Annotated in this window: 15 protein-coding genes; 6 read left to right on the plus strand and 9 right to left on the minus strand. The window is 35.3% G+C overall.

Annotated elements, in window-relative coordinates; all coding sequences use genetic code 11:
* Nucleotides 1-2 precede the first annotated feature (2 nt).
* The gene (locus EW15_RS07035; RefSeq protein WP_038655355.1) at nucleotides 3-1,025 is read left to right on the plus strand and encodes an ABC transporter permease; all 1,023 of its coding nucleotides are present in this window, start codon (nucleotides 3-5) and stop codon (nucleotides 1,023-1,025) included.
* Here the strand turns inward: EW15_RS07035 and EW15_RS07040 are convergent.
* Entirely contained in the window at nucleotides 1,019-2,614 is a 1,596-nt protein-coding gene (locus EW15_RS07040; protein WP_038653609.1) for an alpha/beta hydrolase, read from the minus strand. The genes EW15_RS07035 and EW15_RS07040 overlap by 7 nt on opposite strands.
* Here EW15_RS07040 and EW15_RS07045 point away from each other — a divergent pair.
* Nucleotides 2,599-3,837, plus strand: a complete 1,239-nt coding sequence (locus tag EW15_RS07045) for an MFS transporter (protein WP_038653612.1) — start codon at nucleotides 2,599-2,601, stop codon at nucleotides 3,835-3,837. The two genes, EW15_RS07040 and EW15_RS07045, sit on opposite strands and share 16 nt — an antisense overlap.
* A gap of 13 nt (nucleotides 3,838-3,850) precedes the next feature.
* On the opposite strand, the gene EW15_RS07050 is transcribed toward EW15_RS07045, so the two are convergent.
* A complete protein-coding gene (locus EW15_RS07050) occupies nucleotides 3,851-4,201 on the minus strand; it encodes a DUF2834 domain-containing protein (RefSeq protein WP_011824119.1) in 351 nt (116 codons plus the stop codon).
* 134 nt (nucleotides 4,202-4,335) lie between these two features.
* Here EW15_RS07050 and EW15_RS07055 point away from each other — a divergent pair, with 134 nt between their 5' ends.
* Both EW15_RS07055 and EW15_RS07065 read left to right on the plus strand, forming a co-directional pair.
* Nucleotides 4,336-5,178 (plus strand): PfkB family carbohydrate kinase, encoded by an 843-nt coding sequence (locus EW15_RS07055; RefSeq protein ID WP_038653616.1) that lies wholly within the window; start codon nucleotides 4,336-4,338, stop codon nucleotides 5,176-5,178.
* A 376-nt stretch (nucleotides 5,179-5,554) separates the two neighbouring features.
* On the plus strand, nucleotides 5,555-5,845 hold the full coding sequence (locus EW15_RS07065; RefSeq protein ID WP_225866545.1) for a hypothetical protein: 291 nt from the start codon (nucleotides 5,555-5,557) through the stop codon (nucleotides 5,843-5,845).
* 225 nt (nucleotides 5,846-6,070) lie between these two features.
* On the opposite strand, the gene EW15_RS07070 is transcribed toward EW15_RS07065, so the two are convergent.
* From EW15_RS07070 to EW15_RS07080, 3 genes are all read right to left on the minus strand, one after another.
* A complete protein-coding gene (locus EW15_RS07070) occupies nucleotides 6,071-6,316 on the minus strand; it encodes a hypothetical protein (RefSeq protein WP_038653624.1) in 246 nt (81 codons plus the stop codon).
* A gap of 97 nt (nucleotides 6,317-6,413) precedes the next feature.
* Nucleotides 6,414-6,968 carry a pentapeptide repeat-containing protein gene (locus EW15_RS07075; protein WP_011824125.1) on the minus strand — a complete coding sequence of 185 codons (555 nt, stop codon included), beginning with the start codon at nucleotides 6,966-6,968 and terminating at the stop codon, nucleotides 6,414-6,416.
* Between the two features lie 106 nt (nucleotides 6,969-7,074).
* On the minus strand, nucleotides 7,075-7,254 hold the full coding sequence (locus EW15_RS07080; RefSeq protein ID WP_225866546.1) for a hypothetical protein: 180 nt from the start codon (nucleotides 7,252-7,254) through the stop codon (nucleotides 7,075-7,077).
* Between the two features lie 205 nt (nucleotides 7,255-7,459).
* Here EW15_RS07080 and EW15_RS07085 point away from each other — a divergent pair, with 205 nt between their 5' ends.
* Nucleotides 7,460-7,801 carry a phenylpyruvate tautomerase MIF-related protein gene (locus EW15_RS07085; protein WP_038653627.1) on the plus strand — a complete coding sequence of 114 codons (342 nt, stop codon included), beginning with the start codon at nucleotides 7,460-7,462 and terminating at the stop codon, nucleotides 7,799-7,801.
* A gap of 66 nt (nucleotides 7,802-7,867) precedes the next feature.
* Here the strand turns inward: EW15_RS07085 and EW15_RS07090 are convergent, their stop codons facing one another.
* Entirely contained in the window at nucleotides 7,868-8,269 is a 402-nt protein-coding gene (locus EW15_RS07090; RefSeq protein ID WP_038653630.1) for a DUF393 domain-containing protein, read from the minus strand.
* A gap of 127 nt (nucleotides 8,270-8,396) precedes the next feature.
* Here EW15_RS07090 and EW15_RS10695 point away from each other — a divergent pair, with 127 nt between their 5' ends.
* A complete protein-coding gene (locus tag EW15_RS10695; RefSeq protein ID WP_225866547.1) occupies nucleotides 8,397-8,855 on the plus strand; it encodes a hypothetical protein in 459 nt (152 codons plus the stop codon).
* 308 nt (nucleotides 8,856-9,163) lie between these two features.
* Here the strand turns inward: EW15_RS10695 and EW15_RS07100 are convergent, their stop codons facing one another.
* From EW15_RS07100 to EW15_RS07110, 3 genes are all read right to left on the minus strand, one after another.
* The gene (locus EW15_RS07100; protein WP_011294806.1) at nucleotides 9,164-10,219 is read right to left on the minus strand and encodes a chlorophyll a/b binding light-harvesting protein; all 1,056 of its coding nucleotides are present in this window, start codon (nucleotides 10,217-10,219) and stop codon (nucleotides 9,164-9,166) included.
* A gap of 178 nt (nucleotides 10,220-10,397) precedes the next feature.
* On the minus strand, nucleotides 10,398-11,510 hold the full coding sequence (locus tag EW15_RS07105) for a chlorophyll a/b binding light-harvesting protein (RefSeq protein ID WP_011824130.1): 1,113 nt from the start codon (nucleotides 11,508-11,510) through the stop codon (nucleotides 10,398-10,400).
* Between the two features lie 237 nt (nucleotides 11,511-11,747).
* On the minus strand, nucleotides 11,748-12,797 hold the full coding sequence (locus EW15_RS07110) for a chlorophyll a/b binding light-harvesting protein (RefSeq protein ID WP_011294808.1): 1,050 nt from the start codon (nucleotides 12,795-12,797) through the stop codon (nucleotides 11,748-11,750).
* Between the last annotated feature and the right edge of the window lie 9 nt (nucleotides 12,798-12,806).

The following is a 12,806-nucleotide window of genomic DNA, read 5'->3' on the forward strand; positions in this document are numbered from 1 at the left end:
TTTTGTCAACTAAAAAGTCACTTTTCAAATATATTCTTTCAAGATTAACTTTATTGCCAATAATGCTTTGGATCATTTCGAGCTTAGTTTTTATATTATTAAGAATTGCTCCAGGCGATCCGGTAGATGCAATTCTAGGCACTCGAGCGAATGAATTTGCAAGGGAAAGCCTAAGAATTAAACTTGGATTAGATAAGCCTCTAATTAATCAATATATTGAATATTTAAATCAATTAATTCATGGAAATTTAGGAATCTCATTAAACACACAAGAACCTGTAAAAGTAATTATTTCAAAGGCTCTTCCAGCAAGTTTGGAATTAGCTATATTTTCAATATTAATAGCATCATTAGTAGGTTATTTAATTGGTTTTTTAGGAGCAGTTAAGCCAGAAAGCAAAATAGATTTTTCAGGAAGGATTTTTGGCATTGGAACCTATGCTCTCCCCCCTTTCTGGGCAGCAATGTTAATTCAAATTATCTTCGCTGTTTTTTTAGGTTGGTTACCCATTGGTGGAAGATTACCTCCTGGAGCTATTCCTCCGCCCCCAATCACTGGTTTCTTACTTTTAGATAGTATTTTAGATAAAAACGTTGAAATCATTTTTAGTTCTATTCAACATTTAATATTACCCTCCGTCACTCTAGGGATCTTATTAAGCGGAATATTTAGTCGAGCATTAAGATTAAATCTAGAAGAAGTTTTAAAAAAAGATTACATTGAAGCCGCCAAAAGTAGAGGTATAAATAACTCCAGAGTATTAGTTAAACATGCCTTACCAAATACTCTTCTCCCCATATTGACAATTACTGGCTTAACAGTTTCTTCTTTAGTTGGTGGAGCACTTTTAATTGAAATAACATTCTCATGGCCTGGAATAGCTCTTGGACTTCAAGAAGCTATAAATCAAAGAGATTATCCTGTTGTACAAGGAATAGTTGTTGTAATATCTAGCCTTGTTGTAATGATTAGTGTTTGTATAGATATCGCTATTGCATATATTGATCCAAGGGTTAGTTATTGAATATTGATAAGTTGTTCAATTATATTACTGTCTAAGATATGAAACTTAAGCTCGCCTTTAGTTAAATTCATGTTCAAAGGGACTGTTTTATTCTCTTCTAATTTTTCTAGGAAGTTGATGATCTCAAAAGCTAATAAGCTCTGAACAGAAAGTGGATGATATCCAACTATTGATTCTCCTAGATTAAATAAATCCTTACCTCTAGACTGATTCATTTGTCCCTCTACTCTAATAGGTGAAAAATGGCTAGCTCTCTCAATTAAAAGGACTCTACTTAATGGGCTTGAACTCAAAGCAAGCATTAATCCTAGTTGTTCACTAATAGAAGGAGTAACTAAATCAAAAGTTCCTCCTGTAAGGAAAAGAGGAATATTTATTTTATTTTCTAAATTTTTTGGCCACAAAAAACTCCCAAAACTATTCATACCAACAATAGCTGAAAGATTTTCTATACCATTAGTATCTGACAAAGTAATATCTATTAGTTGACATTGTAAAAGTGAAGATAAATTAGAAAGAGAAAGATTATCAAGTACCTCCTGACATCTATTTTCAAGTTGATCATCTATTTTTACTCCTGAAGCCAAAATAGCTGTGAGGGCTCCTAACGAATGCCCCATCAAGACAACATTCTCTGCCAATAAATCAATTGTTCCTGATTTTTTTGCCTTGAGGATACTATCGATATCGTTCAAACGTTCAGGAATTGTTTCAGCACCTGGTAAAGGTAGTCTTCCTCTCACCAAGGCTTCCAATGCTAATGAGTCACTACCTGGATGATCCAAGACAACAACAGGCCAACCATTGTGACTAAGACTTCTTGCAAGCCAATTAAAATGATTACGATCTCCTCCTAAACCAGGCATTAAAAGAACCCAATTTTTTCTATTTTTCTTCCTAAAAGATGGGTTCCAAACCTCTAAAATTAAAGGCTCTTTTCGATGAGAAACAGTTAAGGAAATTAATTCATATTCGGTTTCTTTTATTTCAAGAGGTAAAACATTCATTGTCTCTCTCTTAACTGATAAATCATTAATTGAGACTAAATCAGTTATGAGTTTCTGTTGTTTCTTTAACTCACTTCTCCAATTATTAGCTACTTCAATCCACCCATCCAAATCAATGTGAATTGCTTTAACAGAGAGAGCATTTAAAAGATCAAAAGTTGTCACCTCATCTTTTTCATTTAAAAGTTTTTCTAGAGTATCGAGAACACTTTCGCCTGAGCTGTCTTCATCCATAAGTATTAGATCACTTACTTCATCAAGCAATTTTCGTCCTGACCAACTTCTCAAAATTTGTCTTGCCATACTTTTATCTCTTACCAACGGTGTACTTAAAAACTTTGCCAAACCTTTCCTTTCCTTAAAGCCAAGTAAATTAAGCCAACTAGCTAATTCAGAATTTTTTTCCTCTGCACCATTACTCCAATCAATCAATTCTTTTATCGAAATTGGGATGGACATTCCATCGAAATGAATTTCAAATCTCTCTGCTGCTTGAAGTTTTGGATAAAAACAATAAGGAGCTAGTAAGCTTCCAACTGTTCCAAGAACAACTAATTTTTTAATGAATGAATTTGTTCTCAACTTCTAGTGTTAGCAATTATTGGGAGAAATTCCCTGTATCTCTAAGACTAATCATAAAAGCTCGTTTATGGACAGCAATAGGAGCAGGAGGGGTATTGTATTTAAGTCCGATAATATTCAATAGTTTAGGTTTTTCAGCAGAGCAAATCGGAAGAGGAATAACCACAGCTGCATTTGCTGGAATAACGACAAGATTTGGGACGGGATATTTACTTGACAAAAAATTTAGCTCTATAAAAGCAATTAAAGTTGCATGTTTATTTGCAATTTTATCGGATTTTATACTTTTTTATTCGCAAAATTTCTTAGCTTTCCTTTGTGGTCAGTTTTTCTTAGGAGCTGCAGCTGGAATATATTGGCCTTCTGCGGAATTAGCTATTCCATCAAATTGCAATACCAAAATAAAATCAAGTGAAGGTTATTCTCTTGCAAGAAGTGCTGATGCAATTGGAGTCACATTAGGGGTCTTACTTGGTACTATAGGATCTTATTTTGAATTCCCAAGAATAATATATTTAATAGATATTTTATGCATGTTATATATATTAAATATATTATTAAATAAGCTAGACACAAGTAGAAACCAAATTGCTTTCAAGATCAAAGACGATTTAAATGTTAAATATAAATCTCTTGAAAAAAAATACAATCTTAAATGGATAATAAGTTTACTACCTTTATTATTAATAACTCTATTTGTAACAGGAATAATGAGTTTATTACAAAGCATCCTTCCTATAGATTTAGCGAACGGAGGTATAATAAGGCCACCATTCACAGACCAAAAAGTGGCTACATTATTAACAATTAAACTCATTTTACTTGCTTTTTTTCAATGGCCAGTGGGTTATTTTTTAAGAAACGAAAATTCACCTTTTAAATTCAGATTATGCTTAATATCTCTACTCATAGGTTTTATTTTTTTGTCACTTTCAAATTTCTTACTTGACGGATATCTATTAATACTTATAGCTTTCATACCACTAACAATATCTCTATGTATATTTTTACCCTCTGCTTCAGATGCAATTATAAATTCTGCTCCCATTAAATATCAAGGGTCAGCCATAGCCTTATATTCACAATGTTTTGGCATTAGTTCTTTAACAGTACGTTGGATGGCAGGAAAATTAATTGACACCTATGACACTGCCCTTCAACTATGGTTAATTGTTAGTATTCTTTGTATACTTTTAGTACCAATATCTAAAAATATTAAATAATAAAATATTTAATTTAATTCCTATTCATCTCTTCAATTCTTAATTCCCTTAGATATAGAAAAAGAGGAGCTGAAAAAGCAAATGCGATTGTAAATGTAGTCAATATTACAATCCATAGATTTTTCATCTCTAATCTCTTTGATTCAGAAATTATCCAAACGAATACAGCTGATGACCCTATAAAAAGATCTCTAGATAATGACTGAGAAGCTGGATTATTATTAGCTAACTCTATAAATAATTGAATATCAAAAGCAGGTCCATAGCTTTTTGCAAATTCAATATTTGCAAGTGTAGGCAAAACGGCTCCTAATATAGCCAAAAACAAATAAATCCATTTCAACCATTTAATCTGTCTTACCATAAGTAATTTTTAATTTAATAAGAAATAATATATCAGAAGAATTATAAAGTTTGTCTGTTTTATGAATAAAAAAATATCATAGTTCTACATATGAAACTAACTTACTATATTAGAAATAATATAATATATTGCGAATGAAAATTGATGCCCCTAAAGAAATACTTAGCCTTCCTAACCTTAAATTAGCGGTGATCGGTCATGTCGAATGGGTAACATTCCTAAAGGTTGATCAGCTCCCATTAGCGGGACAAATTTCGCATGCAAAAGATTGCTTTGAAGAAGCAGCAGGTGGTGCGGCAGTCGCAGCTGTTCAGATGGCAAGGCTAATAAATAACCCTGTTGACTTAATCACATCATTGGGCAAAGACAATTATGGTGAAAAATGCTACGAAAGACTTACTAAACTTGGTTTAAATTTAAAAGTAGCTTGGCGAGAGAAACCAACCAGAAAAGGTATTAGCCTAATCAGCAAAGAGGGAGAAAGAGCAATTACAGTTATTGGAGAAAGATTACAGCCAATCGGTTCTGATAATTTACCTTGGAGTGACTTGAAAAATTACGATGGTGTTTTCATTACCGCTACTGACAAAGAAGGAATAAGATTCGCTAGGAAAGCTAGATTCCTCTCTGCAACTCCCCGAACAGGTCAACAAACCCTAAAGGATTCAAAAGTAAAACTCAATGCATTGATTGGCAGTGGTCTTGATCCTGGTGAAAAGATAAATTACGAAGAACTTGAACCTAAACCAGACATATACATTTCAACAAAAGGAGACTCAGGTGGAACAATTTTTCCTGAAAATATTAAATACAAGCCCATTACGCCTAGTTCTAAAGAAATAGACACCTATGGTTGTGGGGACAGTTTCGCGGGGGCTGTGACTACTGCTCTCTCAGCAAAGCTAAATTTAGAGCAAGCGATTAATATAGGTGCATATTGCGGTGCTGAATGCTCAACTCATTACGGGCCTTACTAAAATGAAAAAGCGAGAGTATAAAGATTCCAAAAAAAACAATAATAATTCTATTACATATAATTTTATAATCCTAATTATTTCAACTATTTCTCTTTTTGTTGAGTCAATAATAACCATTATCAGTTTATTTAAAAAAGGTATTTTAAAAAAAGAAATACTTTCAAAGAAAACAGATCTAGGCTTCGACTTGATAATCAAGAGAAAATAAAGAAACAAATGAAAGAGAACTCAATTTGACAATCTTCATTTGACTGGCTTTATTCCTAGAAGTTGCTTTAATTAGATAAGATCATAATAATCAATAGTGAAATTGATTCCAATATTAATAATAGTATTCTTTTTTTATATATTCTTAACTTTAAAAAAGAGAAAAAAATTGTCAAATAGAAAGACTTTAATAGAAAGATTCAAGAAAAGGTTCAAGAATATCAATGTTCGTCGAGAAAGGATATCTGAAGAATTTACAAATTCTCTTTTACTTGATCCTTACAAAAACATCCCTTTAGGTACATGGTATTCAGAGGATGAGCTAAGAGAAAAAGCCGATATTCATAGATCTAGATTAAGTAAATTTGGTAAATCAAAAATTAATGGCGAAATGCTATATGTTGGACCAAAAGGAGGGATTTACAAGATAAGTGGAGATGGAAAGAAAAAATATGTGTAAATCTTGAAAGACGAAAATTAATAATTAAAAAAAATCTAATTATTGCTAAACTTAAAAAGATAAATCATGAGTAAATTGAATTTTTACCTAACAGTCTCATTTGGAGAATTAGAGCTATCTAATCTAACTTTTTGGAGCCTTGTTGCTATTACAGTATTATTCGTAGTATCTTTTGTTTTATCAACAATTCCTCTTACAAAAAATATTTCTTCAAAAAAATAGAGTTCAAGCTGCCTTCTTATATTCTGAAAAGTCTCTATTAGCCCAATGTATTTTTTTGATAGATAGATTAGCAATCGAGTTCTTTTCACATTCTTCTTTCATAGATATTAAATTACTTTCATCAATAAGTTGATTTGAAGGCTCATTTAAAGAAACGTTGGAGCTGGAGATATTTAAACGATATTTACGAGCAAGGTTTTGAATTGAGAAGCCTTTTGCCCTAGATCGATGTGGCCAAAAATTCTTCACGATAAATAAAGTCTCTTTTTTTAAGAAAACTAAGAAAAAGAGAATTGCAAGTAATCCTCTTTTTTATTAACAAATAATTTCGATCGATTCTTAGATTTTACGCTGCAGGTATAGAAGGTTTATCTCCTTTACATTCAAGACTAGCCCTAGTAGAAACTCCTGTAGTTGGATTCACACCGTCAGCTATTTTACAGAGATTTCTTTGATCTTCACTGTCAAGAATCGCAAATGTAAAATCAGCTCCTTCAATTTGAGCACCAGCAAAACTACTACCTGATGCAATCATATTTACTAAAATGGAATTTCTAAGATCGGTCTTCTGAAAATTAACCCTGTCCGAAAGTGTATCAGTAAGATCTACACCATTAAGGTTGGAACCTTTGAGGTCTGACAAAGTTAGTGTTGTTCCATGAAGATCGACGTTACTGAAATCAGCATCTCTTGCCATTGCACCAGCGATAGAGGAAAGATGTAAGTCTTCACCATGAAAATCGAATCCTGTGATATCAGAACGAACATAACTTGGAACTTCGTCTCCTTCACCCTTAACTGCCACATTGGCACCAGCAAATACAGGAGTCACCCCAAAAAATATGATTAAAAAGCTGAGTACATATTTGATAATTTTTGAAAAAAGAAGATCAAATTTCATGAGTAAAAATGATAATCCACCTGATTAATGCAATTATCTCTCCTATTAAAGAATTTTAAGTACATTGATAAGACAAATTAATGTAAAAGGGATTATCAAGTGGTTATTACAAAAGAGGTCTTCCAGAGATAAACTCATGCATTACTGGGTTCATCCAATATAAACCTACAAATAACATGACAAAAACATTAAAAACTATCAAAACACCACCAAGTAAAAAGGTCTGATCATTCGAAGTATTATCTTCTCTTGTGTTTTGAACAATGGCTTGAAAATTCTGGTTCATTTTTCGCAATAAGACCCGACCAAGTTACTAGAAAAAAAGAAATAATGAGGCTCTAACAGGAGAATTAACAGGATCTTTCTATTTGTTTAAGATTTGAAAAATATTTCTGTTGATAATTTTGGAGAAAAGAGGCTTAGATCTTTCTATCTTTTTAAAAATCAATCTCCCATTCAAGTATTAATATCTGTCAAAGACTGATTCACTTATGCCATTCATTCAAATCAACGCATCCTCAAAAAGTGTTGTAGAAAATGATGATTTGCTCCAAAAAGATATTTCAAAAATGATTGCTGTTTTAACCGGAAAACCGGAAAATTACGTAATGACGATGATCCAAAAAGATGCCAAAATGACATTTGCTGGATCCGATGAACCATGCTGTTTCATCAAGGTTCAATCAATTGGCTCACTAAACCCATCCTCGATGAGCAAGGCTTTGTGCGAGTTAATTGCATCTAAAACCAATATAAATACAAATAGAATTTATATTGAATTTTTCGACGTTAAAGCCTCAAATTGGGGATTCAATGGTTCAACATTTGGATAGGAAATTTATTATCTTTTTTAATCATTGTTGAAAATATCTTAATTGAATCAACCAACTATTCATTAACTAAGAGAGTTCACAACCCTTTTCAGTACATAATTTCTCAATAGAAGGTCGAAAAGTTAATTTTAATCTGTATTTTGCCCATATCCCATAAATAAACTCAATAAATTTATCAAAAATGGGCAATTTTGTTGGTGCATAAATCCAACCCAATCCAATCAACGTATAAGCCTCTTGAAAAACCTTAATATCCTTAATTAATGAACCATCACTTTTAAAAGCATGGATTCTCTCCATCGCTTGTTTATAGGTAATGCCATATTTAAGATCTAAATAAAAATCAGAAGTATTTATATCAATAAAACTTAGGTATCCCTTTTGATTTCTTGATTGCAAGAAATCAACCTCTCTTTTGCATAAGGGGCATCCTCCATCAAAAAAAATAGTAAGCTTCGCTGTATTCATAAAAAATTTCAAAATTTTTAAGAGCTTTATTTAAGACATAAAGGATATCTTCGTTGTTCAATGTAAATAAACACTTGATAGCAGCACAAATAAGAGCGATCTTAATGATATCTAACTGATAAAAAAAATGGGTGCACTATTTATTTTCATATTAATCTCAGTATCAGTAATTTCCGCCTTGCTTTTCTTCAATAAAGGGGAGAAAGCTCAAGAGATCAAAAGCACTCTCAAAAACATATATGAAAATTTTAAAGAACTCTTCTCAAATTTTAAAAAGCTTTTTTTGATAGTTAAAGAGCTAATTCAATCAAAATTAGATCAAGGACCAACTCAGCTGAAAGATGAATCAACAGAGTCGCAACCTGAGGCAACTCCTGAACCTGAGGCAACTCCTGAACCTGAGGTAATTCCTGAACCTGAGGTAATTCCTGAACCTGAGGTAATTTCTGAACCTGAGGCAACTCCTGAACCTGAGGCAACTCCTGAACCTGAGGCAACTCCTGAACCTGAGGCAACTCCTGAACCTGAGGCAACTCCTGAACCTGAGGCAACTCCTGAACCTGAGGAACTCCTGAACCTGAGGTAACTTCTGAACCTGAGGTAACTTCTGAACCTGAGGCAACTCCTGAACCTGAGGCAACTCCTGAACCTGAGGTAATTTCTGAACCTGAGGCAACTCCTGAACCTGAGGTAATTTCTGAACCTGAGGCAACTCCTGAACCTGAGGTAATGCCTGAACCTGAGGTAATTACTGAACCTGAGGCAACTTCTGAAAATTCAATTGATGACGAAAATATTGATATAAAAACGGAGTAATTTTTTTAGATTTTTTCCCAATAAAAAGCCTCATCAAATTTGATGAGGCTTTTTTATTGAAATTTAAGTTTGAATCAACTAACTCTCAGTTGTTGCGAGAGAAGCTACTGATCCAACAACACGACGGAAATCAAAGCCCATGGCTCTAAGAGCATGCCAAATATGACCTTGAATAAAGAAAAATCCAAAGTAATAATGAACATTTGACAATGCAGCTCTAGTTGTATGGCCTAAAAACGCAGTGCTATCTGAGACATCTCCCGTGTCTACCCAATAAGGAGAAATTCCAAATTTCAAAGCTAAAGGCTCTCCATACCAGTCAATTGGATAAACAGTTGTATTTTGTGCGCACCAGAATGCAGCAACAATTGCCATCCAACCAATACCAGCAAGAGACCAGGAAAGAACGGCTTCTGCTGAAAGCAATCCTTTACCTTTGAACTCAGTGTATTCGCCTAGTTGTTTTGTAGCGATGTGCCATGCACCACCACTTATTTGAACGAATGCTAAAAATGCATGACCGCTCATTACTTCTTCAAGGCTGTCAATGGTAAGGAAGTCGAACTGATGCCCGTAAACCATTCCAAAGTCACCATATCCAGGGAAGATTGTTCTGATTTCACCTATGGCTGGATCATAAATTCCATGCCATCTTGCCCACTCTACGAACCAAATATTTGCAACCCCAAAGAAAATCAAGTGATGTCCAAGAATGAATGTCAAATTATCTGGGTTGTCCCATTCAAGTTTGAATTTCTTGGTGGTAGGAATTGGACCATCTTTCAAGTCCGGATCAAATAAGAGTGAATGAGCTAATCCAGCTGTTCCATATACAGCTGAAAAAATCAAATGGAAAATAGCAATTGTTGCTACACCAGCTCCGGTCCATACTCCAGCTTCATCAAAGCCGAGGCCAAGAGATGCTAGATGAGCAAGAAAAATGGAACTTTGATGTCCCATTGGTATTTCTGGGTTGTAGCGAGCAAGCTCCCAAAGGGTACTTCCACCAGCTGCAAAGCAAATCAGGCCTGTGTGTCCGATATGTGACCCTATGAATCGACCAGCGCGATTGGTCACCACAGAATTGCCAACCCACCACCCGTAGGTGACGTCTGGGTTTCCGTAGGTCTGCATAATTAAGGAATTAAAGTCGAAATTTTGGCTACCTTACACTTTTTGGAATTGTTTTTACCAGAATAGTTAGAGGTCTTTATAGGTCTCTACCATTTTTTACCAAAAAAGCTCTATTTATTTAAAAATAGACAAAAAAAATACCCCCCATAATAGAGGGATATTTTTGTTTTTTTTTAATCTATCTTGGAGCTCTTCCATTGAAACCAGCGCCTTCAACCCTGACTGTTGCCCCTTCAGTATTACCAATTGCTTCGGAAACCTTCTTGAAGTCAAATCCTAACGCACGTAAAGCATGCCAGAAATGACCCTGTAAGAAGAAAAATCCAAAGTAATAATGAACATTAACTAAAGCAGCCCTAGTTGTGTGACCAAAGAAAGCTGTTATGCCAGTGCTATCTGCTGTATCAATCCAATATGGAGCAACTGAGAACTGTAACTTCAAAGGCTCACCAAACCACTCAATTGGATAAACGGTTGTATTGGTAGCAGCCCAGAATGCAGCAACAATTGCCATCCAACCTATACCTGCAAGAGACCATGAAAGGACTGCCTCTGCAGAAAGCAATTCAGCTCCTTTGTACTTACTCCATTCACCAAGTCTCTTGTTTTCCCATTGAGTTGAACCTGCAACCATATGAATAGTTGCGCCGGTTAATTCTGCAAAAGCAAGAAATGCATGACCACCCATTACATCTTCGAGACTATCAATCCCGATGAAATCAAATTGACGATTCCATATCATCGTCAAATCAAGATTGTAATTGACCTGTCTTACCGCACCAATAGCTGGATCATATATGCCGTGGATTCTTGCCCATTCAACAAAGGCTATGCAAGCCATTCCAAAGAAGAATAAATGATGGCCCAGGATAAACGTCTGATTATCTGGATTATTCCATTCCAATTTAAACTTTCTAGCTCTTGGAACCTCACTATCTGCAACATCAGCTTCAAAATAAACTGCATGCAATAAAGCACCACCTCCGTAAACCATTGACAAAACCAAGTGAACAATGGCTACGGCTGCTACACCAACACCAGTCCAAGCTCCAGCCTCGTCAAAACCTACGCCAAAAGCGGCAAGATGCCCCAAGAATAAGGAGCTTTGATGCCCCATGGGGATCTCTGGATTGTAGCGAGCAAGTTCCCAAAGGGTACTTCCTCCAGCCGCGAATGCGATCAAGCCTGTATGCCCAATATGGGAGGCTATGAATCGACCAGAACGACTTGTGACCACAGAATTACCAGCCCACCACTCGTAAGTAACGTCTGGATTTCCATAGCTCTGCATAATGTCTAAGCGAATCAGGGAAATATGCGTGCAGATTACACTCTGTTCAATTGATATGTGCAGAATAGTTAAAGGTCGTTATGTTTGAAATTCTTTTTTCCGGATAATTAAGAGAGAAGCCAAGTCTTATTAGCTTTATCAAATCAATGCTTCGAAAGAATTTATTCCACCAAGTGAAAAAAAACAAAAAAAAGAGAGGATTAAATCCTCTCTATAAAAAAACAAGTTTTTAATTGTTTATTCGTAAAGCTGAGCAGGAAGAGGCTCCTTAAGAATTCTCTTAAAATCAAATCCCATAGCTCTTAAAGCATGCCATAGATGTCCTTGAAGGAAGAAAAATCCAAAGTAATAATGAACATTTGCTAGAGCCGCCCTAGTCGTATGACCAAAGAAAGCTGGACCTCCTGAAAGATCAACACTATCTATCCAATAAGGAGCAATACCAAACTTCAAGATCAATGCTTCGCCATACCAAGCTTCTGGGTAAACGGTTGTGTTCTGTGCACACCAGAAAGCAGCAACAACAGCCATCCAACCAAGACCTGCACAAGAGAAAGAAAGAATTGCTTCTGCAGAAAGAAGACCAGCTCCTTTGAACTTGGTATATTCACCAACTTGCTTAGTAGCGATATGGAAAGCTCCACCTGTTATTTCCAAGAAAGCCAAGAAAGCATGGCCTCCCAAAACATCTTCAAGACTATCAATAGCCAAGAAATCAAACTGATGGTTCCAAATACTGGTCAAGTTAAGGTTGTACTCAACTTGTCGAACAGCTCCTATAGCAGGATCATAAATTCCGTGGATTCTTGCCCATTCAACGAACCAAATACATGCAACACCAAAGAAAAGTAAATGGTGACCAAGTATAAAAGTCTGATTATCTGGGTTGTCCCACTCAAGTTTGAACTTTCTTGCTTGAGGGACCTCTGAATCTTGCATATCGCCAACGAATAGCACCGAGTGCAATAAGCCACCCGCTCCATAGACCATGGAAAGAACCAAATGTACGATTGCAATAGAGGCAACTCCTGCCCCTGTCCAAGCACCAGCCTCATCAAAGCCGATACCAATTGAAGCTAAATGAGCAAGAAAGATCGAACTCTGATGTCCCATTGGAATCTCAGGGTTGTATCTCGCTAGTTCCCAAAGGGTACTTCCACCTGCTGCAAAGGCTATCAAGCCAGTATGAGCAATGTGTGCAGCAATGAATTTACCTGATTTGTTTGTAACCCCAGCATTTCCAGCCCACCAACCATAGGTGACATCCGGGTTTCCGTAGGTCTGCATGATTTAAGT

This window comes from Prochlorococcus sp. MIT 0801 (assembly GCF_000757865.1).
Classification (GTDB): Bacteria; Cyanobacteriota; Cyanobacteriia; order PCC-6307; family Cyanobiaceae; genus Prochlorococcus_B.